At 47.9% G+C, this 26485-nt stretch carries 15 protein-coding genes; 2 read left to right on the plus strand and 13 right to left on the minus strand.

What is annotated here, in order from left to right:
- Position 1: 1 nt before the first annotated feature.
- From H5336_RS10610 to glmU, 10 genes are all read right to left on the minus strand, one after another.
- A complete protein-coding gene (locus H5336_RS10610) occupies positions 2-5332 on the minus strand; it encodes a DNA repair ATPase (RefSeq protein WP_185233994.1) in 5331 nt (1776 codons plus the stop codon).
- 9 nt (positions 5333-5341) lie between these two features.
- On the minus strand, positions 5342-5551 hold the full coding sequence (locus H5336_RS10615) for a glycine zipper domain-containing protein (RefSeq protein WP_185233996.1): 210 nt from the start codon (positions 5549-5551) through the stop codon (positions 5342-5344).
- 20 nt (positions 5552-5571) lie between these two features.
- A complete protein-coding gene (locus tag H5336_RS10620) occupies positions 5572-7470 on the minus strand; it encodes a flotillin family protein (RefSeq protein WP_185233998.1) in 1899 nt (632 codons plus the stop codon).
- Between the two features lie 30 nt (positions 7471-7500).
- Positions 7501-8184, minus strand: coding sequence for an OB-fold-containig protein (locus H5336_RS10625; RefSeq protein ID WP_185234000.1), 684 nt, complete (start codon positions 8182-8184; stop codon positions 7501-7503).
- 365 nt (positions 8185-8549) lie between these two features.
- Complete coding sequence (locus H5336_RS10630; protein ID WP_185234002.1) at positions 8550-9239, minus strand: PspA/IM30 family protein; 690 nt, start codon at positions 9237-9239, stop codon at positions 8550-8552.
- 11 nt (positions 9240-9250) lie between these two features.
- Entirely contained in the window at positions 9251-9886 is a 636-nt protein-coding gene (bacA, locus tag H5336_RS10635; RefSeq protein ID WP_185234004.1) for a biofilm formation regulator BacA, read from the minus strand.
- Between the two features lie 297 nt (positions 9887-10183).
- A complete protein-coding gene (locus H5336_RS10640; RefSeq protein WP_185234006.1) occupies positions 10184-11956 on the minus strand; it encodes a 2-hydroxyglutaryl-CoA dehydratase in 1773 nt (590 codons plus the stop codon).
- A complete protein-coding gene (locus H5336_RS10645; RefSeq protein WP_185234008.1) occupies positions 11956-15528 on the minus strand; it encodes a BadF/BadG/BcrA/BcrD ATPase family protein in 3573 nt (1190 codons plus the stop codon). Before H5336_RS10645 ends, H5336_RS10640 begins: the two co-directional genes overlap by 1 nt.
- Before the next feature lie 97 nt (positions 15529-15625).
- Positions 15626-16342 (minus strand): putative glycoside hydrolase, encoded by a 717-nt coding sequence (locus tag H5336_RS10650; RefSeq protein ID WP_185234010.1) that lies wholly within the window; start codon positions 16340-16342, stop codon positions 15626-15628.
- A gap of 130 nt (positions 16343-16472) precedes the next feature.
- Entirely contained in the window at positions 16473-17834 is a 1362-nt protein-coding gene (gene glmU, locus H5336_RS10655; protein ID WP_185234012.1) for a bifunctional UDP-N-acetylglucosamine diphosphorylase/glucosamine-1-phosphate N-acetyltransferase GlmU, read from the minus strand.
- 532 nt (positions 17835-18366) lie between these two features.
- Here glmU and H5336_RS10660 point away from each other — a divergent pair.
- Positions 18367-19374: a DUF4231 domain-containing protein gene (locus H5336_RS10660; RefSeq protein ID WP_185234014.1), complete on the plus strand. Its 1008-nt coding sequence runs from the start codon at positions 18367-18369 to the stop codon at positions 19372-19374.
- 30 nt (positions 19375-19404) lie between these two features.
- A complete protein-coding gene (locus H5336_RS10665) occupies positions 19405-19794 on the plus strand; it encodes a hypothetical protein (RefSeq protein ID WP_185234016.1) in 390 nt (129 codons plus the stop codon).
- Between the two features lie 92 nt (positions 19795-19886).
- On the opposite strand, the gene H5336_RS10670 is transcribed toward H5336_RS10665, so the two are convergent.
- The 3 genes from H5336_RS10670 to H5336_RS10680 form a co-directional block, all read right to left on the minus strand.
- Positions 19887-22343, minus strand: a complete 2457-nt coding sequence (locus H5336_RS10670) for a glycoside hydrolase family 9 protein (protein WP_185234018.1) — start codon at positions 22341-22343, stop codon at positions 19887-19889.
- Positions 22344-22435: 92 nt separating this feature from the next.
- On the minus strand, positions 22436-25345 hold the full coding sequence (locus tag H5336_RS10675) for a CotH kinase family protein (protein WP_185234020.1): 2910 nt from the start codon (positions 25343-25345) through the stop codon (positions 22436-22438).
- Between the two features lie 28 nt (positions 25346-25373).
- Positions 25374-26483 (minus strand): porin, encoded by a 1110-nt coding sequence (locus tag H5336_RS10680; RefSeq protein WP_185234022.1) that lies wholly within the window; start codon positions 26481-26483, stop codon positions 25374-25376.
- Positions 26484-26485: the final 2 nt, after the last annotated feature.

Here is a 26485-nt window from a genome sequence, read left to right on the forward strand (position 1 = left end):
TTTATATCTTTTTGTTTTTTGCTTGTATTTCAAGCTCTCTCAGCTGGGCAGAAACTTCACTCATTTTGTCGTGAGTACGCAAATCAATTTCTAGCTTTTTGTCCATACTGCGAACCAAGGGGAAAATACTATTTTCAATGGTATCCGCCAGAACTTTCAACAATTGATCAATACCCGGCACTGGCTGATTAACTACTTCAACTCTTGGTGGCTCTGATTTCAGCGTTGCTTTAGCCAAATTATTGAGGCCTTTAGCAAAGCTCTCCAATGATTTATGCAATGTGCTTATAGATTGCTCGGTTCTACTTTCGGCGTTTTCACTCGCTTTGTTTTCATTTTTTTGCTTAGACAAACCAGCCTCGGCGCTTTGTGCAAGGCCTTTCACTCCCACCACTAGATCTGCCAGCTGGGCCACTACTTTACTACCGGTATCGGTGTCATCGCCCCCCATGGCTTTATTGCGAAGGAAGTCGGCTTGTATTTGTGTCCAACGTTCTTCCTGCTCAGCGGTCATATTGCCACGTAGCTCAGCCAGTTTAAGCAGGTTTTCTTCTGCTCCCGCCGTTAGCAGCTGTGCCTCGCCAAGATAGTGATCTTGTATCAGTTGCATCAGTTCTGCTTCATTCATCACAGACGATATTTTTTCTCCCATTTTATTCATGTTGCGGTAACTGCCCTGCAACTTGAACGACGGCTCGGTTCTGTATTTGTCGGCCTGAGCAGCCGATAAAATGTATTGCTGATTTATTTTGAGTACAACATCACGAATTTCAAATAGTTTGCGCAATACGTCAACGATCTCGTTAATCTCGGCACCGCTGTACTGGTGCTTTAGATCGGTGGTGGCCACGTCTTTACCCATAGCCAAATCGATGAGCAGGTAAACATCCTGAATATCACGGGTTGCCAATGGTGCTAGCACAGGGTTCGAGGTAAGGCTGTTTTCAATATAACTAAGCGCAAATTGCTCGTCCATTCCGCCCAAAACATCACCTAGGTTATAAATATCTGCACGGTTGGCCAGCATATCGGGTATTTTAAATAACTCGCCGGATTCCGTATAAGGGTTGCCCGCCATTACCACGCAAAATTTCTTGCCACGCATATCGTAGGTTTTCGTTTTGCCCTTCCAGATACCGTCAACTCTGCGAGTACCGTCACACAGAGATATAAATTTCTGTAAAAACTCCGGGTGCGTATGCTGAATATCGTCGAGGTACAACATGACGTTGTTGCCCATCTCTAACCCCAAATTCAACTTCACTAATTCCTGACGCGCGGTGGCATTGGGGGCTTGCTCTGGGTCTAACGAAAGCACATCGTGGCCGAGGGAAGGGCAATTAATTTTCATAAAGATCAAACCCAACCGGCTCGCCACGTACTCCATTAGTGTGGTTTTACCGTAGCCGGGTGGGGAGATCATCATCAACAACCCCATTAAATCGGTGCGCTTAGACTCTCCTACCGTGCCCATTTGTTTAGCGAGGTTGTCGCCAATAATGGGTAAGTATGCTTCGTTGATTAAACGGTTGCGCACAAAAGAACTGAGCGGACGTGCCTTAAACTCCTCCAAGCGCAGTACTTCTCGCTCCTGCTTAATGACCGATTGTCGCGTTTGTTGATAGCGCTCATAGCCCTTTACGAATACCGTACGGTGGTGGTCCAAACGCATAAAGAAATCGTCGATAGCTAAGGATAATGTGCGGTTCTGGATGCGCGTATGCTCGCCCATTAGGCCGTCAATACTAAGCTCTAGGTCCACTTCGGTGAAGCGTCGGTCGATGCGCTCGTCGGCATTAATAAGCGCTGCGGCTTCGGGCACATAACGCACTAGGTGGTCGAGATTTTTATCACGCACTAATGCGGTTAGCCAGGCACAGGAAAGGTTCCATCGCTCTGCTGGCCAACCCATCATTTTTTCCAGCGCAATTTGGAAACGTCGCCAACTGTCATCATCTAATGTGCGTTTAAGTTCTTCCGCTAGACCTTTTGCGTATTTGCTACCAATAAATTCAATACGGTCCCGCCCCAGCTCGCTCACTAAATAATCAGACGCACGGTGCATATCTAAATCACTGCAGGCAATGGGGTGCTGAATGAGAAACTCGGCCATGGCGTTGCGAATTTCGGCCGCTAGCAGCTCATGGGCGTCACGGCTGGCAAATTGATCGCGCATTCTAGCCGCAGATTGGGCTCGCTCTACCCAGGTTTCATAGGTAAGTCGTTTGGTTTTTAGCTGTTCGGATATTCGCGAAATATTGGCCCAGAACACCTGCGCTAGGCCACGGCACATTGGGTCGAATACCAATAAATCCGCTGCCTGCATTGCCGGCACTAATTGTTGCAAGAGCTTTACCGCGTCCTGGTCGTGAATGCCTTTTTCGTAGCCTTCTTTATAGCGCGGTGTAGCAAAATTTCTTACGAGTGCCAGCAGGTTTTTTTCATCCAACAGTGCTTCGTACAATTTCGGCTGAGATAGTTCGTCTAGCTCTCGCTCGGCACTGTATAAAATACCGGCCGCTAAATATTCCGCGCGGCACACCTCCGCGCTTTCTGAAGGCAGCGTTACTTGCCAGTAGGCCTTAAGCTCCAAAAGTGACTCATTTTGTAAAGGTTCAAAATAGTCAGTTCCGGTAAGGTGAATATTTAGGTCGTCGCCACGTGGAATGATGGTTAAATCCAGCTCCTGTGTATTCACGCTGAACTTGTGACGTGGCCCTAGCTTGATAACACTACCGCCGCCTTCGTAGATGTCGGTTTTGTCCCTTAGAACACGCTGCGCCTGTTCCTTAGCGGCTTTAAATTTGGATTCAATGTCATCGGCTTTTACCGGCGCATTCAAATCCCGAAGCTGCTGTACAAATTCACGTATTTTCAATACCAACGGGTCGGAGGCAAAGTAGGTATTCAGCTTGTCGGCTTCGGAAAACTTGGTAGAGCGCTTTTCGATACTGTTCAGTATACGACTAGCGGCATCCGCAATTGACTGAGAACGGCGTTCACGCTCGTCGAGTAGTTGCTGCTTATGGGATTCAAACGTCTCATATATTTCTTCTCGCTTACCCATAATATCCGAGAGAAACTGATCGTATTCACTGAATTGGCTTTCGAGCTCTTCGAGCTGTACCAATAGGCGGGACATTTGTTCATCACAATTTTCGGGGCTATTAGCCAAGCCCAAAGCGTTGGTAATACTTTGTGTAAATAGCTTGAATTGCGCTGCGAATTCAGCAATGGCCTCGGCGGAACCTAGGCTTTTCTGTTTATGGCGGGCATCGGCTTTGCTTTGATTGAGTTTGGCATACACTTCCGATATTGCATCGATAATACGTGTGCGCAAAGTCGCGTCGTCTACTTTAAGCGTTGCCAGTAGTTCAGACAGTAGATCTAGGCCTGCGGCGGTTTTCTCCACCACTTCAATAATCGGTTTCAATTCGGCAATGGTTTTAACCGATTCAATGTTGGCATTTATGTTTTCGATCTTGGTGTAGTAGGGCTGAAGCGCTTCCTCGTTACCCAAAAATTCAACGGTACGCTTACTTAACTGGCCCTGTACTTCGCTTACCTGTAGTTCCATTTTTGCAATGGCAGCAGTATCGATATAACGGTACGATTTTATGGTGGCCAAGTGACCCGTGTGCTGTCGCAGCTCGTCTAGCGCGCCAACATATTCCTCTGCGGTGTCCCACGACGAAGAACCAATGCTTTCAACCAATTTTTTATGCTTGGTATTCGCTTCTGCTAGGGCTTGGTGCGACTGATGGCGAATGCTTTCTACTTTGGCGAATTCGTCTACCGCTAACTCGGCGGTTTCTGCAATATCGCGTAATGTTTTGGCAATATCTACCTGGCCGGTAATGCCACCTTCAGCCAACCAATAGTGGTTGTCGAATACTTTCAGCGACGCGCGACTGAGTTCTTCGTACAGGCGCACGGAAACCGATTGGTTGCTAACCGTTTTACACACACTCAGTAAATCCGAAATACCGCGGACCAACGGGGCATTACCAATACGCCCAAGTACCGTTTGGCTCGCTGGCGCTTTGCTGGCGAATTCATCGCTTACGTAGGGCGTATGCCACACTTGCATAGGGTGAATACGCGTGGGTTCAGACTCGGCTGAGAATATAACCAGCTGACCCGCTTCCGAAAGTGCATAGCCATGACCCAATATGGGGTTCGCCAATTTTTTCTCGATCATGTTGTAGGCCATTAAGCCCACAACGCCCTCGATAGGTTCATAAAAAACAAACAAAACATCTTCGCCGTTAGGCGACCGAATGGAGCGCTTAAAGCGTAGACCTGGCGTTTGTTCATCGAAGGTTTTGCTTTCGCCACTTTGTAGGTAATAACCGCCGGGGAAAACTACACCGTGATCTTCCGGCAATTGCACGCAGGAATGGCCAATAGCATCTATGCGCTCCACGGAATTGGTAGCGGTGTTAAAAATAAAATAACGCCAAAGGTCTTCACGATAAGGCAAAATCTTGATGAGAATTAAGTCGCCAAGCTGGGCATAGCCGTATTCGGCATCATCAATAGACTGGGTTTTATCCTCAACGGCTTCACGGTATACGCCCTGGCCATCTTCAGTGTTATTTTCGACCTTAATCGTAAGGTCTCCACCAACGGTTTCCACAAATACTCGGTCGAGAATATTAACGTGTGGGTGTCGGCCATGTACGGTGTCTTCGCGGGTACACTCAGTCCATTCAAAATCATAGGCCGGTGGCAATTCGATATCGCGCTCTCCGCGATTGTCGATATACTCCACCTTTGCGCCATCGGCCGATATCGCCCAACGAAATACGCGGCGATCTTCCAGTTTTTCGCCAATTTGAAAGCCCATCAGCAGCTTGCCGCTTTTCACGGTAAGCTCAACCAGTTTGGTGCTCTTGTAGTAGCGATAGAGCTCGCCGAAATCCTGTACAAAGCGCTGGTCTGTCAGAAACAATCCAGCCAAAGGCACCTGCGTTAGCTCGGTATTACCCGCTTCACCCGAAAGAGTAAAGAGCGCAAACACATCGTCGATATGGGTTTCTTTTTTTAAGCCAATATAAACGTTGTAACCGAAAAGCAAATATTTGCCGACCTGTACAATGTCGCGTGCAATACAGTTATTTTCAGTTCTAACCCTTACACGCGCGGCAACCGCCATTTCCGAACTGCCGAACTCACTTAAGCGCTCTTTGTTCAGCTCTCTTGCCGACGTCTCTAGCTTTTTGCCCTGCTCTAACAGGCGCTTTTTAATAACTTCATAAGCGCCACCCTCGGCAACCGCTTTGTCGACCAACGCTTCACTGGTATCCGTTATCTGACGATCATTCGCCATGGCTAATCCCTATTTCTGTTCTGCTTCACTCTCTTCAGGCTGCTTTTCTTTTGTCGAGAAAAGCTGGGTTCCAAAAACACCTACCAGCGCACCGATTCCAGCACCCAGCAGTGCATTGGGCACGAGCTTATTGGTTTTCGCGCCCTGCGCGGCACCGAGACCGGCGCCGATAAGTGTTGTAATACCCACCTCTTTATTTTTCAGTAGTTTGTCACTCATGGAAGTTCCTTTTTCACACACTAATCCTGTGGTGTGAGGTCTTTACTGCTCGCGGCTTGGGCGCCAGCCGACATGGTCATTACTTTTTCCAGCAGGGCAGAGATAGTGCCACTCTTTTCAGCTAGGCCATCTACGGCTTTACCGATAGAAAGTGATTTGGCAAAGTTATCGAAGAAATGCTCTTCACCACCAACAATATCGATCTTCGCTTTTTGCAATGCTGTTGCCAGTACTTGCGCATTTTCTTTGGCAATTTCCTTACCGGCATCAATGGAGGCAAGCGCTTCGTTAAACGCGGTTTCCAGAGTCATACGGAATTCTTCGTGATCACGCGCTTTCTCGCTCATGCTGCCCATGGCTTCGAATTTGTCCACAAGACCTTCCGCTTCTGCCTTGAACTGTTCGCGGGTAACTTCGGCTTTAGCAATACCGGTTTCACGCACCGCTTTCGCTTCGGCTTCACCTTTAGAACCAATCACACGGGCTTCTGCTAGGCCTTCTTTTTCAAGTGCATCGGCTTTGGCTTCCTGCACTTTGGCTTCGGCTAAGCCACTAGCGGCTTCTTCTGCCTGTGTGCCTTCTGCCAGTTTCTTTTTGGCGTCGGCTGTTTTTGCCGCTGCTTCAAGATCGGCCTGCGCAAGAACGGTAATTTCAAGGGCTTTATGCTTAGCCGCCAGCTCATCGGCTTCTGCGTCTTTAACGGTTTTAACCTTTTCTTCTTCTGCTTTTGCCTCTGCCGCCAAAACCAATACTTGCTTTACACGGTCTGCTTCCGAAACTTCACGGACTTCTTTAATTTTTTCTTCTTCAATGGCAACGGTTTTGTCTACCACTACACGCTCGCGAATAACATTAGCAATTTCTTTCTTTTCAACTTCGATGGCTTTTTCTGCTTCGATACGCTGTAATTCCACCTCGCGCTCACGGGAAACAATTTCTAGGTCTTTTGCGCGTGTTACTTTTTCAATTTCAATGACCACTGCGCGCTGACGGTTTTGCTCGGCTACTTCAATTTCGCGCTGCTGATTTTCTTCCTGTACTTTCAAATCCTGGTCAACCAATAAGGTCGCCATATCGGCCTTCTTACGCTCTTCTTCCTGAATGCGTTTGGTTTCGGCCTCTTCTCTCGCCTGAATAGTGAGAATTTCACGCTGCTGTCTGGCCTCGGCGTCTGACTGCTGACGCTCTAACTCCAGCATGGCCTCTACGGTGGAAACGTTCTTCTTTTTAATGGCCAGCTCTTCATCGCGCTCAAATATATTGGTTTGGACGTTCTGAGTTGCGGTAAGCTCCGTAATTTTACGAATACCCTCGGCATCCAAAATATTGGCGGGATCGAGCGAAGATTTGGGGGTTTGCTCAAGGTAGTCGATAGCGACATCTTCCAAAGCATAACCATTAAGGTCATCGCCGATAACTTCGATAATTTTGTCGCGAAACTGCTGGCGGTTTTCGAATAGTTTTACGAAATCGATTTGTTTACCAACGGTTTTTAAGGCTTCAGAGAATTTCGCATTAAAGAGTTCATGTACCGCATTTTTGTCGGATGCACGATCAGCACCCAGCGACTTGGCAACTTTTAGTACATCTTCAGGCGTTTCATTCACCCGCAGATAAAAGGCGACGGTGATATCGGCACGCATATTATCGGCACAAATAAGACCTTCTTTGCCTCGCCTATCGACTTCCATAGTGATTAGCGAGATGCGCATGAGTTCTTTTTTGTGAATTACCGGCAGTATCCATGCACCGGTGAAAAAGACTTTGGGCTTAACACCCAAGTCATTCTTAATTAACGCTACACCTTGCTCTACTTTTATGTAGAAAGCCTTAAATAAGGCCATTATGCCCAGAATAAATACAAAAAATATGCCAACGCCCATGACAATCATGGTGAAAAGCGGTAAATGGTCAGGCATGATAAATCTCCTTATTTCATTAAAATAGTATTAGCCAGTAAAATCATTTTCAGAAATTACTTTGTAAACATTTTCTGCAGTGACGTGCTCTAGCAACACAACTTTGTCGCCACGCTGAAATTCTTCGTCTTTGTACGAGCGCACTTTTACAATTAACCCTGCGCCACCATCTTCTACTTTGGCTTCCCCAAAATTTTTGTCTACACGCCCGGTTCGAACTACCGCTACCTGACCAAGAATGGTTTTTTGAACTTCTTGGTTCGCGGACTGAAATATGGGCCTTAAAGGCTTTATTATGGCTGCCGTAACCATAGCCGAAACATAAAGCGTGCCAATGAAAATAGGAATACCCACCAAAAATTCTAGAAGCGTGCCAGGAATAAATGGGTTGGTGAAATAAACTACGGTAAAACTTAACATCCAGCCAATTAGCGCTAAGGCTGTTATGACGATAGTGAAGGGGACACCGTTTAGACCAAGCCTTAACAAAAGCCCAGACATCACATTTAAATTGCTCAAGTCATCTGTGAGGCCACTGGTATCAAGGCTGTCTGGCACATCAAAGTCTAAAATTTCGATGTCCACCAAACCCAATACGGCTAGCACCCAGTAGAACACACAAAAGATGAGTAATATCGTGAATATAATCGTAGGGAAGGAGCTACAGATCTCGTAAAACGGATCCATCGCTTCGGTAAGAAATATGGCAAACATGCAATCCTCCCTAGTACTTATTGTGCGCGCGAATAACAATGTCGCACTTGTATGTTCTTTTTATTTTCTGCCAACTTATTAAGCGATTATCCGACAGAAAGTGCTTGCGCGCACGCAGGGTTCCACTTTTTTCTACCCCGAGGTCCGTAGCCACCCGGCTCTCACCTGTGCGGGAGTTACATAATTGGATGCCTGCGACGCGAGAGCGCATGTATAACATCGATAATTTAATTGGTGTGTAATAGAAATAGGCCATCCATGGCGAATAATTGCTCCCTGTATTTCACTCCTTTTCGTACTGGCTTGGGCTTCCTGCCCTGCATCCATGCCTTCGAACTCCAATAGCTATTCGTTTCCTTCGCTCTTTACGACTGTTTCTTTTTCAATCTAGCCAGTACGTCCGCCGCACCCGTTGCGCTAGGCGCAATACCGGCTTTTTCCAGCTTGTCGTGCAAAGAGTCTGCTTGTGTTTCTTCACTTATTTCCGCAGCCGCTTTTATTTGTGCTGACTTAAGCGCCTGCTTTTCCTTTATGCGTTCCAGCGAATCCATCGCCGTTCGCAATTTAGAATTTGATCCGCTATGTCGCTCCGCTACGGTAGCCTGGGCTCGTTGCACGCTTGCCGTTGCCTTTACTGTATCAATTTGCTGCTTTAAGCGCTTAATGTTTTGCTCGGCCGTGTTAATAGCACGGCGAAGATCATTCGCGCTAGCGGCAAAACCGTCGGCGGCTTGCTTTTCTGACTTAAACTGGTTTTCGAAACCTGCAATTTTCTCTGCAATTTCCATTGCCAGTGTTTGGTCGTCTTTTTCCAGGGCTTTAACCGCGTAGCCTTCGTATTCTTCAATACTCTTTTGTAGCTGTGCGCATTTTTCTTCGCCTAGCTTCTGTCGGGCAATAATGGCCGTTAAGCCATCCCTCGACTGTTTAAGCTCTTCGGTTGCATCGCGGATTTCCTGGTCCAGTATGCGCAGGGCTTGGCTATCCACAACCGCTTCACCCGCTTCATTAATACCACCACGCAGGGCGGTCATCATTTTTGCCCAGATATTCATGATGCTCTCCTTTACCCCTGCAGCTCAGCAGAGGTGGTTAACAGGTTACTGTAGGCTTCGGTTGCATGAATAACATTGGCAGCCAAAGTTTCAATTTCGAAAATTATGTTCGGCAGAATGGATGTTGCACTCAGAGCACCAAACATCTGGTAGTAATCTTTACCATCGGGCAGGGTATCCAAGCTAATGGTCGATAGCGGGAAATACTTGTGTGTACGCAAAACCGTTTGATTAAATTTTGCTGTATTCTCCACTTCTTCTGTAGACCAAAGTACCGCCTCAACAATAATTTGCTCGCCCGCTACGGTCAGAAATAAGGGTAGATCCCCGTATTCGTACATCACCATATGCAGTGCTTGCTCAGCACCATCGATTAGCTCTATTCCGGCATTTTTGCCGGTGAACAACTCCTCTTGCTTGAGCGCCTGATACAACCCTTCGGTAGTCCAACTTTTTAGGGGTGTCGTCATAGGTTCGTCTCCTGTTTCCATAATCGGTTTTGGGGTTATCTGCCTAAGCATTTTTTCAACAGCCGAAAGCTGCTTGGCATTCTCCGCGAGAATCCAGACTTCCTTTTTCACCAACCCCATATCCCTGAGGCGCTGGCGGTATTCCCGTTGGTAGTGTGCGGATGACTTTGCTTTCATGTGATTCACTATAGGGTATTACATGTGAGATGTAAACATACTTACATGTAATGGGCTGAGGGTATTACATGTAAGTGATGAATGCTGGCTTCGCCAGCGGGGCGGCCTACGGCCTTCGAGAGCGCTGCGCTGTTGGATTTTGGAGCGGGCTTCGCCTTGCAAGGGTTTGATTTTGGGGTAGATCGATACTTTTAGCTGCATTTTTCAGATATTTTATTGGCTTAATTACACTCCAGCCAACTTACCGAGAGCTCTTGTACCTGTGTGCAATAAACCCCCAGAGCGGAGCGGCAGGTATCACTCCATTATTCGCACCGCTATTTCACCGAATCCTTCATTTTTGCTCTCTTTAAAACGCTTAGCCGCGCGCTCTACGGCGAGAAGTGTCTGCTGTTTGTGCAGGGCTTTGGCGTTATTGAGCCAGCGCTTGGCATTGCGCAGCAGACGGGTATGCCAGCGCTGTTGGCGATGATATACATCTTCGGCCAAATCTAGGGTTGTACAGGCCCCATGATGATGACTGCGGTAAAGTGCACTGGCGAATGCTGGTACTTCGGCGGCCGTCTGTTTGAATTTTTCTGGCTCTAACTGGTGTTGCTCTAAAAAAGCAGCCACTTCTTTTTCAGCGGTTTGCTTGGCTTTAAACAGCTGCATCTGCACACGGCTGTATACGTTCACAGCACCATCGCCATTGGTTTCGATAGGCAAGAAAATCGCCGCCGGGTAAAGCTCTGTAATAAGCGACTGTACACCGTCGGACACTCCGCTGGAGGGCATGCAACCGAAGGGTTTAATGCTCAGCGTCATATTCACTTTTTGGTCGACAACATTGTGAATAAGCTTGCCCACTTCCATATGGCCCTCACCACCACGCAGGTTATTGTCATAAAAACGGTGGCTGATTTCGGCAATATGGTCCATGTCTGGCAAGTGGTAATCCTTCAAGCCTAATATTTTTGCGTAAAAACCAAACAGGCCCCGAAGAAACCCTTCCGCCACTTTTAGCTGGAAGAGCTTTTTGCGTACACTAATGCCTTCTAGTGCAAATTTACTGCCTTTGCTATTCGTTTCGCTAAGCCGCGCATCGGTGCCTTTTAGTTTTGCTCTCTGCAGCGTGTCGTAACGCGCGCCCCATACCAGGTATAAACCCCAGTTGGTTACCAACTGAATGTCTACTTCGGCACCTTCTTTTTCTAAAAAACGATGCATTTTGTAGTTGCCATCACCTTCGGTGGTCATCGCCCAGAACTCACCAATAATGGCAACACGTGGCTTAACTTGGCTGCGGTCGACTTTTATTTGTGCTAATCGCTTCCGCGTTTGCCACAAGGTTTTTAGCAAGCCCTTTCGGGTTTCAAAACATTGGGCTATCTTTTGTTTGGCTTCGGCCAATACCTTGTCGGTTTCACCTTTATTGATTTCATAGGGGCGAATACGGTAGCTCAAAGCGTTAAGTGCATCGCCCAATAAAATAGCTTTACAGCAGGTAATAAAGAAATTGGCGTTAATTTTTAAGCCCATCTCCTCCCCAGTTGCCTGCTTAAACCCGCCAGACTGCTGGAACAAAATCACTCGAAACCCTTCAAACCCAGCATCACGTAACGCTTTTCGGTACTCCGTCACATAGGTTCCAAAACGACAGGGGCCACAGGAGCCTGCCGTTGCAAACAAATAGTTTTCGATAATGTGCTTTTTACTTAAACCGCTCTCGCGTAATTGGATTAGTTTTTTAACCAGGTTGCCTACCGTAAAGTAGGTTGGGTTACATTGACCACGGTTGCCAAACTCTCGGCCGTATTGCAATGCCTCTGTGTCGGGCATATCCATAGCGTCTACTTTATAACCCAACCCACGAAATGCCGATTGAATAAACAGGTCGTGAGACATCGTTAGGCCCGCGTGCAGAATGGTGGTATGCGCACGCTGCTCCGCGGTAAAGTGGTTGGGTACAGCGTCGTACCAATGTTCGGTATTTTCGGGCGATATGCCTAAACGATCTGTTTCGTGTTGCGCAAATTCTTCTACTTGCGTTTCAACCTGCTTTAAATAATCTTCCGCTGAATTCTGCATTAGTCTATCTCTACTGCACTAATCAAATTGGGCTGTATGGTTTGTACCAACGGCATTGGTTCGAATTTTCGCGCTAACAACTCGCGCTGTTTTTGCTGCCATTTTTGCTTTTCAGCCATAAAATGGCCCTCTAACTTAATATGCTGGGGGGCGTCCTCCAGTAATTGCAGCCGTTTTTCGACAATGGCAATGGCTAGCTGGCGATTTTTATTCGCTATATCTTCCAGCCGTTCTTCCGCGAGCCTAAGGGTATAACCGTAGGTTTTTACTCTGATTTTTATCGAGCCAGCGGGCCTGTTAGCATCTATATCGTGAAGCGCAGAATAGGGCGTATGGGTTGCCCCAATAACGCGGTCGATTAGTCCGTACGTGGGCGCATCGTGACCGCACTTAAAGCTGGACAAATCCAAAACCGCTAAGTTGGGGTGGCGAGCCGCAAACTTAGCTGCCCACACTTTTTGTACGCTGTTCACACTGTAATTTTCTGGCCAAATATCGCTTATTTCCAGTTCACTTTCTACATGCTGTTTTTTAATATCTTCGGCAAAGTAGGGGGCTAAATATGCTTTGTCTTTTGGAATAGATTTAATTGAGAGAATGGGATAACCCATAGCTTGATATTCTTCTAAAACCAAATGGTTCATACCCGGATCATTGTGATAGGGCCTACCAATCATCAATAACGCCATGCGATTATCGTGTGCCACGGCCTCCAGCATTTCGCGGCCTTTCTGCTGCATATGTTCATCGAAAAACTCTAGTGCTTTGAATGCCTGGTCTACAGCAAAATTATTTTCGTCTTCTGTTATTTTCAACAGCTGGGCAAAGCTTTTAAACATGCAACTTTTAAGTAGCAGCGGTTCACTAAGGGAAAGTGAAGGGTCGAGGTAGCGTATATTGCGACTGCTGAAATAATCAGTTTCTTTGGTAAACGCCGCCCCCATAACCTTTGGCGTACCGGCAACAATGGGGCAACAGGCGGTATCCATTACATTGTCGACAAAGGTGGGAATATGAGTAATAGACGGGAAGAAAATAACGTTTAGCGGTTTTTTAGTATGGTGCTCAAACAACAGGTTATGGATATGGGCCTGCGCCACTTTGGCTGGGTAGCACGGGTCTATGGAGCCGTATTTACCTCCGGCTTGCCACATTTCTTCACTGGTGTCATCGGAGAAAACGATATTGCGTGACGACACCCCCAACGCTTCAAAGTATGCGCGCCAGAAGGGGCCTGTACTCCACATATTCAGCGCCTTGGGCATACCAATGCGAATGGTTTTACGAATAGCCTGTGCCGATTCTGCTGAGCGCTGAAAACCGCGCGCTATGCTTTTGTGTTTTACACCGCCAAATAAGGTGCGCTTCACTTCAATATCGTTAACAGCAGAATTTTCAACAGGCAGTACATCGGTTTTATAAAGCTGCTTAAAATTCCAGGTAGCCTCGTAATCCACAAGGTTCGGGTAGGCAAGCATCCGCGTTCTACGTTCTTTGTTTAATGCGCGCAACGCTTCGTGGTCTTCTACTGTGCCTTTTTCACAGGAAAAACCTGAAATATACCGCGCCGTTTCAGTTTCCCCTTTTTTCTCCGCTGGTACCTGTGCATCTATAAAAGTACGTGAGCAATTATTTGCACAAAAATCGCAACGGGTTTCTTCGTCGTTTTTAGTGGTGTAGTGCAAGTCAATGGCTTGCTGCAAACCAATAAATTGTGATTTTCCATTGCGTTTAACCACACGTATGGCCTCAAACGCTGCGCCTAATGCACCCGCTTCGCCGGTATGTGGGTGTACATGCACTTCGGCCTCGGGCACGCGTTCTTTAATGTAGTCTACTTGTGCTTTAACCGCCGCCAGATTTTTTTGGGTTCCGCCCTGTAACACGAAAATACGGCCAAGCTCTGCCATACGCGGAATTTGCACTACGTATTGCCAGATATTTTTAGGTAATACCAGGGCCAAACCCGCTAGCAACTCTTCACCGTTGTAGCCTTCTTTTTGAAAGTTGACCCGATCGGAATCTAAAAACACAGCGCAGCCATAGCTAAATGTTGGCGATAGGTCGGCTTTGAAAGCCTTGTCGGCATACTCCGTTACCGGTACACCAAACTGATCGGCCATGGCTTGCAGCAACATACCATTGCCAGCGCTGCAGGAATTAGACAGCCGAAAATTCTTGATGGTTTTATTGTGCATAAACAGCACTTTAATATCTTGCCCACCGACATCACAGATGACGTCTACATCAGTAAAATAATGCTGCGCGCTTTTCATATGCGCCACAGTTTCTACAATATTAGCGTCGGCCCTTAAGGCCGTTTCCATTACATCACCGGCATAGCCGGTAACACCAAAGCCTTTTATATTCAGTACGGCATTATGATCATCGGCCCAGTTTTTCAACTCGGTGAACATCTGCTTCATATCTTCCAGCGGATTGCCCTTGGAGAGCTGGTAGACTTTCTGCAAAATCTCGCCTTGATCATCTACCAACACACACTTACTTGAGGTAGAGCCGCCATCTAAGCCTATATAACCTTCAATGGATTTTCGCTGAACTTTTACAGGAATAAACGACGTTTGCGTGTACTGTTCAATAAACGATTGAGCATCACCATTTGCCAAGCCGGGGCCAGCATTTGTGCCCAATTGGGCTTTGCGTCCGTTTTGAATAAAATTCGTTAACCGATGAAGGTCGCCACAGGCTTGTAGGTCTTTTTCGTGCAAGCCAAAAAGTACAGCGCCAAAAGCAGCGTAGTACTCGGCATTTTCCGGCGCAAAGATAAGCTCGTTCAGAGGTATATCTTTTGGGTAGTCGAACTCTCGCTCTTCCCACGTTTGCGGAATACGGTAGCGCCAGCACTCACGCAAAAACGGCAGATAAGTATTGGGGCCACCCAATAAAAGCACTTTCGGTTTTAGGGTATTACCACGGGTTAAAACCGACAGATTTTGGCCCACTATGGCATCGGCAAGGGAGCACAAAATTTCGTCGGCGGGTATGCCGCTTTTTACCAGGTTTACAATATCGGTTTCGGCAAATACGCCGCACTTGGCCGCCACATGGTGAAGCTTTTGCGGATTGAAGATTAACTTTGCCACCTGCTCCTGTGGCATGCCAACTTTAATAAAACATTTGTCGATAGTGGCTCCGGTTCCCGAAGCGCACTTATCGTTCATAGAGGTAGACGCCCGCTTCTCGCCGGTTTTTTCATGGGTTTTAAACATGATGATCTTGGCGTCTTGCCCGCCCAGCTCAATAACACTGCCAACATCTGGGTGCAGCGCTTCTACCGCCATAGTGACAGCATTCACTTCTTGGATAAATTTGGCATTAATATGGGGAGCAATGGGGGCAGCACCGGAACCGGTGATAAATACCCGCGTACTGTTTAGGGAAATATTTGGTAGGTCGCGGGAAACCTGTTGCAGCATTTCCAGCACTTTTTCCGCTTGGCGGGTTTCGTGGCGCTGGTAATTGCTCCAGAGAATACGTTTATCAGTTTCGTTAACGGCAACCAATTTTACGGTGGTTGAGCCAACATCAATTCCCAGAACGGCGTTTTGCATATCCCTCTCCCGCGAAGGCAAACACTAGCCGAAATTCGCCTTCAAGCCAAGGGCGGCTTTGCAGAGTTTAACGCTCTATCGCATATTTCGTGTTTGCTTAATGCTGGGAAATTTGCTCCCCCGGGCGGAGCGGTTGGACTGAAGCAGAAGAGGACTCAGAAGATTCCGTGGGTTTCACCCAGCGTATGTTGTCGAGCTGAAAATGAATACCCTGCATGCGGTTCCAGGCCGGCGATATGGCTAGGCCGATGTCGACCCGACTGATGTCCAGCCCGCTTGCAATAAGGTCGGCTACTGGAATACTAACGGACTTCCACTTCCGTGCCTGTGGTATTTCAACCCGTATCGGGCCACTAGAGCAGGGAAAACCGCAATTGACGCGGGCAATCAACGCTTTTTCGGCCGACCCCCAACGCAAAACACGCACATCGAACTCTATGCTGCCTTTTGCATATTCGGATAGATCTCGCTGCTTCCCTGCACCTCTGGCATGGAAACGCAGGCGGCCATTAGCGGCTTTATTGGTGTAACGAATATCCAGTACGCGACCACGATTAGTTTCGTCATCATCAACCACCCTCCACTGCACTAGGTCACTGGCCTGGGTTTGAGAGTGGGTAGCCTGACTGCCTTCGTCAAAACGCATTTCCCATGAAGAAATGCCATACCAAGCGGGGTCGATACAGTCGACAAAAATATTGCCAGGCTGAGTCTCGCAATCTTTTGGGCTTTCCGAAGAATTCATTGTAAGGGCCGCCAATACCGAGACGGCAACCACAACAAACACTGAGATGTTAAGAACTTTCAGCTTCACTTTGCCCTACCCACTCCTATATTACGACTGAGTTGCCAAATCGGCGCCTTCCCTTAAAACCTCTTGCCGACCGGGTACTTCTTAGTTTCAGACTCAATAGCTCAATCATGCGCTTTTATAAAGTAATCGTCTATTTTTTCGGTTTTTGCGGTCGCTGCCAACCGTTTATATGGCGCTGTTTACTGCGAGCCACTATAAGTTGATTTTTTTCGCTGCTGTGGGTAATTGTAGACCCCGCCGCAATGGTTGTACCCTGCGCGATAGTAACGGGCGCAACCAAAGCGGTATTCGAACCCACAAACACATCATCGCTAATAATCGTTTTGTGCTTATTCACGCCATCATAGTTACAGGTGATGGTACCAGCGCCTACATTCACGCCCTCTCCCAGCTCGGCATCGCCGACGTAACTGAGGTGATTCACTTTGCTACCCTTGCCGATTTGTACTTTTTTGGTTTCGACAAAATTACCAATTTTGGCGCCTTGAGCAAGCTTTGAACCCGGACGTAAGCGCGCATAGGGGCCTACAACGCAATCGGCTTCAAGTTCGGCTTCTTCTAATACACTATTCGCTTTAATTTCGGTGTTGTCAGCAATGACACTGTCTTTAATTGTACAATTGGCGCCTATGTATACATTGTTACCTAAAACGACTTTACCTTCAAAGATGCAATTCACATCCACCACACAATCGCTGCCAACCTGCAAATTACCGCGACAGTCAAAACGCGCAGGGTCCATCATTGTCAGGCCCTCTACCATTAGCTGGTCGGCAATTTCGCGCTGATAAATACGCTCCAGCTCAGCTTGCTGCTGGCGGTTGTTAACCCCCATAACCTCGCTCTCACCGGTGGGTTGCGTGGTTTCAACGGTAATACCGGCCGCGCGCGCCATAGCGATTAAGTCGGTAAGGTAGTACTCACCCTGGGCGTTATTGTTGCTAAGCGCCGGCAGCCATTGCAATAAGTGCTTTCCCTTAACAGCCATTACGCCAGTATTGATCTCACGGATCAGTAATTGCTCTTCGCTGCAGTCTTTTTGCTCGACAATTGCGGTAACCGCGTCGTCTTCACGCACAATACGGCCGTAACCCATAGGGTTTTCCAACTCGATGGTAAGCAGGCCCATGCTCGATTCACTCACCTTCTTGCACAGGTGCCGCAGGGTTTCGGTTTTAATCAGTGGCACATCCCCATACAGAATCAATACCGTAGCCTCGGCATTTAACAGTGGCAATACCTGCTGCACCGCATGGCCGGTACCCAGCTGCTCGGTTTGTTGCACAAACTCAATACCTGGGCCCGCCAACCGCTGCTCTACCAATTCCGCACCATGGCCAACTATGACCTTAATGCCATTTGCATCCAATTCATGGGAGCGATCGATCACATGCGACACAAACGCTTTTCCAGCTAAGGTATGCAAAACCTTAGGCTTGGCTGAACGCATACGGGTTCCTTTACCGGCGGCGAGAATAACGATATCGAGCATGGGGTATCCTTAATTGACTGTCGTTGCTGAAAGTGGGGCACATATTCTGCCATTGAAACGTAACGAATTCGATTATTACTACACTGACAGTGATTCTTGTTAACATGCGAGAAAGAAGTATAAACAAATCTTGGTAGTCTCCGGCTTCTAGTCTGCAATCATCAGGGATGGTCACAGGTGCAAACCTTTATCAGCCAAAAACCATGCCGAGGTGTTTGAGCAATGGCTAAAGGTGAAGGTTTCTCTACGTGAGAAAGGCTAGAAGGCTTGATAACCGTGAGCACATGCAACAAGCATCCCACTATATTTTGCCTCGGTGTACAGCCGTGGTTGGTAGCGCTAAAATTTCAACTATAACAAAACTGATTTGCCGTTCCCGAAACGAACGAATAAACGAAGTATTCGAGGGTTGGCTTAGCAGCATAAGCACTATTGTGTCATCTAATACCCAAATATCTTTATTACTCAGACCGCGCGTAGGCGAAGACCTGTGCAAAATTATCGCTAGCTTTCAAACATAACAGGACGCTGTATGAGCAACCCTACCGATATAAAAAACGCCGAAAACGCGATTGGTGAATACGCCAACGACGATTGGGCCATTACCCCCCAGCAGTATCCCGCCCAACTGACGGAAACCGCACCGGATTTAGCCGAGTTTTTATCCGACTCTCTATTTGCTGAGAAGGCTAAGCGCTACGAAGCTGCCGACAAACTAGCCGTTGATTATCAAGCGCGCTTTAAACAGCGCGCAAAGTACGCCTCCATAGCCATTTTTGTCAGTGCAGCGGCTACCGCATTTCTCTCCAGTATTCCCATGCTCGAAAACATGATGGGCGATATGATGCGGCACTTCAGTTTGATGGGGGGTATTGTGATATTTATCGCCAGTGGGATGGCGATTTTTAATACGCAGATGATCTCGCAGTTAAAGCTGTATGACCAGTGGATGAAGAACCGTGCCAAAGCAGAACAGGCACGCTTATCGTATTTTAACGAAGCCGCACAATGCCTGATAAAAGAGACGGAACTACCTCGACAATGCCTGCTAGAATTTTGTAGCTTTTTTCGCCGGTACCAGTTACAAGTGCAACAAAACTACTACGAGGGCCGAAGCCTTAAGCACGCCGAAAGCTTGCGTAAAACCGTTAAAATTGGTGCTTTTGCTGCAGTGATTGTTGCCGCGTTCTCCGGTTCGGCAGGCCTAGCTGGTTTTTTCGAGGCCGATTTGATGGATTATGCTTCTTTAGGCACCATTGGTGTCGCTCTTATGGCACTTTCTAGCCGTCTCGAATCCATTAACCAAGACGAGCGCAACGCCTCCCGTTATCGCACAACCGCCGATGTGTTAAGCCAAATTGCTGAAAAGTATTCCGGTGTGCAACGGGCACTGACTCGCGGTGATGACCCGGCTATCTTACTGAGTTTTGTAAAAGCCGTTCACGAACAACTGGCCAACGAACACCGGGAATGGACAGAGGACGCCGCCGAAATAAATAAGTCCTACCTCGAGCTGGTTGAAGCGGAAAAACAAGAGTAACCACCACAAAAGCGGTAGGAGGTATAACACTTGTCGCATCGAAAACGATACGCACGCTTGCCCAATCGCGTAACGGCTGTGCAGATAAACTTAGATGTGGTCGACTTTCGGTATCGAAAATGGGGTAGTGCACAGTCTTGTAAACAGGGCGACTGGCTGGTTAACAACGAAGGTGATGTGTATACCATCGAGGGTAACTATTTTAAAAAGTATTACCGCCAGGTTGGCCCTGGCGAATATGCCAAAGTAGGTGACGTCTGGGCCGAAATCGCCAGTGACTCGGGTTTTATTAAAACCATTGAAGGTAAATCAGCGTATACCGCTGGTGATTATTTGGTTTTTGATGCAGCCGAAGGTGGTGATGCTTATGCTGTTAAAAAAACCAAGTTTGAACAAATGTACTCACTACTCGACGACTGACAACCAAATACTGTCGTCTACGTCGAGCACTCAAACAAAGTATTCCCAGCCATCCCTTAGCGCCTGATGTCCGTCATACGGTTTCTGGTACTCTACTTCCCCTTATTCACCATTTTATCGGCCGCCAAAACCAAGAACATATAGTTAGTCGCACCCCCGCCCATCACATATTCCGTTTGCTGCCAGAAAAAAGGCCAGATTTTTAGTTCGGGTAAATCCGGGCGAATGAGCGCGGTACCTGAGATAACGCCACCGGGAATGTAAGACCAATCGGCGCGATTTACGCCGTAGGCTACCGTTGCCGAGTTTGCACCTACGCCAGAGGCAAAGGACAGGGTATTTTCACCGGGGTGAACACCCAATATAAAATTCAGTGCATTCAGCACTACATCATCACCGGTATGCTGTGGCCAGGTTTTATTGAAGTAATATTGCTTTACTGCAAAGCTTTGAATGCCCCAGCCCGCACCCCAAATATGGGGTTTATAGGGAACACCATAGGGTGTTTGTTTTTCTTGTTCCTTGATGGTGGTTTGATAGCGTTGTACGGCTTCACCCAATTTCTTTTCAAATTCTGGATGATTAAATTGACTCAACAAACGGCCTATGGCCCAACCGGTTTTATCAATGTTCTCTACAATATATGCCTCTTTACTGAGAATGGCCTTGATATAACGTTTATCGCCGGTTGAAAGGGCTAGTTCCGCTAGGGCAAAGAGTTCTTGCTCTTGATTGTCTTTTCCTTTTGCGTTTTCGAATATTTCTTGTGCAATGGTTAGTGCTTTTTCAGCAAGCAGCGGGTTGTAACTTTTTAACGCTCTTGCTGCACCCGCCAGCCCTGCAGCGGTGGATAATTCACGGTTTGGATTTTCCTCGGTGAAAACCCATCGGTCATCCGCCACTGCATTTTTAGTGTTTGGATCGTACGTTTTATTGTCGGTTTGTGTAGCGGCATCTCCCAAGTGAACATATTGACGAACATTGGGCACTATAATGCCACGGTACAAACGACCCAGCGCTTCATAGCCACCTACAACCGTTAACAATCCATGTTCAACCTGTTGCAGTACATCATTTTTACCGTCTGGCTGATGAATTTCTACACGTTTATTTTTTTGATCTATGGTGGTCGCATCGTATTCGAGTTTGAATTCTTCCACCATCATCGCCAATAGCCAGGTAGTACGTATTTGGGATTCCACTCTTAAATCGTAGTCACCGGCGTCGTGCCAACCGCCTACATTTAAACCCGGTACGGGTTCCAGCGGTTTAAATGTGGTTAGGGTAGAGGCGCCAGATTTATAGCCATCGAAATGGTTGGTATTAACCGGTGACATTAAAGCATCGTCTTCATGGCACAGCCCATGCCATACACGGTATTTTTCGGCTACATGCATGTGACACATTTGTACCGGCAAGTAATATTCAAGTGTGGGCTGCCAAGCATGGCGAGAAAAAACATCGTTGCCAATTTTAAACGTATGGGTTCTTTGCTTGCGGTACTCCGCCACATATAGACCCGGTTGGGTGATGTGGCTGAAATCGTAGGTGAAATAATTGTAGCGAAGGAACTTTCCCCAGGGTTTTACCTTTACGTTTTCAATTTTTTCTTTGCCCTTTTCGCCCACGCGGTACAGTGTAATCTTGCTAGCTTTAAGGTCTTTTTTGTCCTGCTCAACCACTATTTTTTTTGGCTGATTTTCGCCGTAACCCAGTTGTGAAACTTGTACAACGGGCGTGTATTGCCAACCTTCAATGGTACTGGGTGTAATAACCCATTCAATGGCATTGGTTGTAGCCCCTTGCGGTACCAAGCTACGGACAATAAACCAGCCGTTGTTATGGTTACTACGGCCGTCTAGGAGTTCAAGCTGGCCTGTACGGGACTCAATGGTGAGGCGTTGCCGATCTTCACCCGGTGCGACCACCAGTTTTTTGCCGACTGCCATAGGTGCGTTTATCCACTCGCCTTTTTGCTGGTGTATTGGGCCGTTGGGTTGCTGCGGGAATAGGCCGCTGTTGTTGTCTAATAGCCAGCTTTTGCCAAATAGGTGGCCGGGAAATAATTCGAAGTTAAAGCCCACTTTGCCAATCCATGCCTGTGGCAAGGGTTTTTCCAAATCGACGGTGACTTTAAAACTATTGCCCTTAAGCGCTTGTACATTTACCTGATAAGAAAACTGTAGGTCGGGGTATTCAATGGGGTTAAAGCCTTTTTGATGTTTCGTTTCGTCTGGATACGCCAAGGTTTGGCTGATGGTTTGGGTTTCGCGATTCACCTGCTGCTCAATGCCTTTAGGCACCGGTGACCACTGACCAGGCGAGGCTTCCAAACGTAAATCGCCGTTTGCGGCCACGCGTACACCGTGCTGAATAATCGATACGCCGGTTTGATGGCCGTCGGGGTAAATATCGCTGAACACCGTGACATTTAAGCCGGGCTTTTCGAAGTAGTCCTGCTCGTTGATCGTTAGCCTACCTTTCGCAGCGGATGGTAATGACAGGGCCAACAAGGCTAAAGCAAGGGCAAGGCGAAGATGGTGGCTCATGGGCTTTCTCTTTAATCGTTAGATCTGTAGGAGAATAGCCCATGCCAAGGAAGGGTTGAGTAAGCGGGCATTACTCGCTGCCCGCAGTACGACTAAGGCGCCGCTGTAAACACCGCCTGCAGCGATGTAGCGCTGCTGGGCGACAGGGTTATCTTAGCTGTAGTTGCATCACTATCACCCTGCCAGTGGGAGAACACATAGCCATCACTTGCTTGCGCAGTAAGGGTAATGGGCACCTCGTTAAAGTACAGACCACTCCAACGGCTATCACTGAGGACAATGGTATTGAGTAACACACTGCCCTGTTGCGGGTTGCTATTGGTAACGGTAAGGCTGTACTGGCCGGTAAGACCAAAACGGTTTTCAATATGGCTGCGCTGCTGCGCCGGGCGGCTATTACCGTATCCCTTCATGTTGGCAACATTGGTACTCCAAAATTCGCCTGCAGTACCGTCCCAACGGTTAAAGTGTGCCGGAATTTCAGCCGCTATGTCGGCGGCAATAGTATCGATATGACTACTCACTACTGCAGGTAAAAAACGCGTATTTAATTCATCCGCAAAACAATTGATCAGTTTGTTACGAAAGGTTTCGTTCTCAATCAAGCGTCGTAACAATAGCGTAGACCAAGGTGGATTGGGCCACTCTGGGCCACTCTCTGACAAGGCGAAGGCCAGGGTATCTTGGTAGTAGTCTTCCGGGTTCCAAATACCAAAACCAAAATCGGTATCGTAGAGTATCCACCGCCATTTGCCGCCGGGCGCGCGCCAAAATTTAATATTGTTTCCGGGCCAGTCCTGGTTGTTAAAATAAATTTGCGCAACTTGGTAGAGAATAAAATTATCGATATCAATTTGCTCGGCAACAACGTTGTAGTTCGCCGTTTCGTCGAGGCTGTTATTTTCCACAAAAACCATTAAGGCATTGTAATCGGTGTTATCACCCTCAACGATTTCGCCCTGCCGCTCTAGAATATCCACTTCATCTGGGTCTATACCGTGCCGGGAAGCGAGAAAATCTTCATTCACTTTTTCACGTAGATTATACAGCCCCCAGTATTCGCCATTAATGTAACTGACCACCGGACGGAACGCCTGTATATCGAGGTCGGAGCCTTGCATAAGACTGGTAAGCGCGGCATCCCTCATCATGGTATTTAACCAGTCGTTGCCAGAGTTGCGCAGTACAACAGACTCAAACGTGTCGTAGGGCAAACCGGGGAATAACGGATAATCAATTTCTTTGGTGCCGTAACGGTTCCGCGCAAAAATGGATAGCGAACGTTGGTCTAGCGCACGGCTCCAACCACCAAATATTTTTACTCCGCCATTCAACGCTGTACCCAGTGAGCCGTCGGCGGTATAAAAGCTGAAGTGAATGTCGCGCTCCCAATCTTGCCAGAAATTGGCACCGTGGTAGGGTACCTCTTGCTCGTAACTGTCACCGTACATATAGATACCGGTGTCTTCGCTAAAGAAATTGTCGGCATCGGTTACCAGCGCCACTATCGGCAAGTTGTGGCTGACATTGGATAGGTACGTGCGGCTGTTCGCTCGGGAGGCAATATAGCCCGAGCTAAACACACTGGCTCGAATAACCGTATTGTCGCTAATGGCGAGTGCGCCACTGTACTGGGGGGAAGTCGCCGTGGGTTCGCTAGCATTGAGGGTATAGCGAATAATTTCACCGCTTGCTGCACCGCTTAAGCTAACAGAAGCCGGGCTGTTAACACCGCCCTGGTGAGAGAAAACTACTTCGCTGCTAACAATGCCCGTATATTCAGTTGGCGTGTTGCGATAGCCCGGTGTGGGCGTTTTGTAGTAAACAACATCGCCCGTATTGACCGAGCGACCAATGGAGTATTCCGATGTGAGGCCTTCAACAACGAGGCTCGCCGTTTGGCTACCATTGGCGTTGTATAAATACAGTGTTTCGCCTGAAGATGAAATTTTAAAGTTGGTGTGAAAACCGCGATCCTCCAGAGCCAATAGTGTAGGCGGCTCTACACCGTCGGTAGTGCTGGTATTGTAGAACGCAGACAAGAAGGGGATAAGCGTAAGGTCAGACGAACCCGACGATTGGTTGTGTACCTGAATGCTTAAGACATTGTCTCCGTCCTGCAGCAAATCGCGGTTTTCGGTTACGTCAAAGCGCACGGGGTTACCGCTTTGGTACATGCTGGCTTCACGCTGGGCGGTGGGTACCGCGTCAAACGCCGGCTGCTCGCCAAGCATATTGGAACGCGCAATTTCCACCCCGTTTAAATAGGCTACAAAGGCGTCGTCGTAATCGATGTCTAGCCAGAGTTCGCTCACCTCAGCTGCACTGCTCAGCTGAAATACCCGTCGGGCAAATACCGCAAGGGTACCTAACTCAACCACCGTTGCATCATCATCATCACCGTAACCAAAGCCACTGTTAGCGCGCAACCAGGTGCCGTCGTCAAAACCCAACGTAGGCCAATTGGCATCGACGGCACTTGTCGGTATGAGGTAACTGAATTCATCACCTTGATTGACCAACGTGCGAAATACCCCCAAGCCGCTGCGGCCTTTGTCGGATGCCCAAACTCGAAGGTAACCACCTGCACGCAGGTTGTACTCCGGAAAAGCCCATTTCTGGGGAATGCTGTCGTCGTCGGTAATGCTCCAATCCAGTAAAGATACCGCCTGGGTGCCATAGTTGTGAATTTCAAACCAGTCTGGGCTGTCTCCATCTTCATCTTTAAAAATTGAGTTGGACGACATGGCCTCATTAATAATAATGCAGTTTTCTTCGCAGCCCTGGGCAACAGAGCTACTGCTACTGCTGCTATTACTGCTGCTGTCGCTACTACTGGAACTACTGCTGCTCGCACCGCCACCGGTGTAATTATTGTTGTTTGTAGGTTCTGCCTCACGGCCACCGCTACAGCCCAATATCAGCATACACATTAGCCCGGTAACCAACGGCCTGGGGCTTAACAATCGCTTACTTACTTTATTGCTTGAGGTGTCGGTCATAGGGCAGCTCACAATGTGTTTAAAATTATCAATACATCAATTGCAGACGAAGGTTAAACGCATCGCCGTCTAAGTCTGTAACAAAATAATCTTTATGCCGTTCCAGTGTGGTGTAACTGTAATCCAGCAGTACACGGTAGTAACGTTTAAAACTGTAACTGGCCGATAGGGTAGCCATCTGGGCGTAATCACCGTCGCCGCGATTACGGCTATCGACTTCGCTAATTCTTGCTGCCACCTCAAGTACCGGTTTAGATTTTTTATAGGCTTTTATTTCGCCCTTGCGGTACTGCCGCGCCTTGCCTATTAGCGTCCAACTGGCGCTGGCGTAATAGCCACTGTGCTGGTACTTGTCGGCATCCCATTCGAGGATATTCTGCTGAAAGAATTCTGTTTGGAAAAGCAGTTGGCGAGCCGAAAAAGCCATTTCGACACCGCTGGTTGCAACAGTATCGGCATCGTAATTGGGCGTATGGAACAGATTACCCAAGGAAGCTACGGCTATCGGTGCGTTAATATCAAACCGCTCTTTAACACTGTCGCGCGCAGAGTAACTGGCACCCAAATGAAAGAATTCACGCTTATCTTCACTGCGCCATGGGTTTATGGAACCACGGGCGGCAAGTACCTGCCCATCACCAACCCCTGCATCTTTTTCTTTTGCTTGCTGAACGGCGGCCTCTGCATTCCAGCCGCTGCCGTCGTAAGCCAGTTTTACACCGGGCTTGCGGCCAAAGCCAAATACGTCCGTTGCCAGTGAACGTTCACGAAAGCCCTGGGTTTTCAGCCCCTGTAGTTTGGCCATACCACCGGGTTCTTTGAACCTACCGACGACAAGCAAAAAATTGGACCCAGGTTTAACCGACAGGTACAAATCGTCTAAACCGAATTCCTCTTGGGTTTCGTAACTGGCAGACACTTTAAAGCCGATATGAGCATTAACATCACCATTAACCGCTAGTTTTGCACGACGTACATCGGTAGTGGTTTCGTCGGCGGGGTATACATAGCCACGGTAGCTGTTGATATCCACCATAAGGTCGGCACCCAGTTCCCAGTTGGGATATTCCTCTGCAAAAACCAGCTGTGAAAAAAGACCGGGTACACTGGCACAGAGTAGAAGGGCGGTTTTTTTCATAA

The sequence above is a fragment of the Teredinibacter franksiae genome (genome assembly GCF_014218805.1).
Classification (GTDB): Bacteria; Pseudomonadota; Gammaproteobacteria; order Pseudomonadales; family Cellvibrionaceae; genus Teredinibacter; species Teredinibacter franksiae.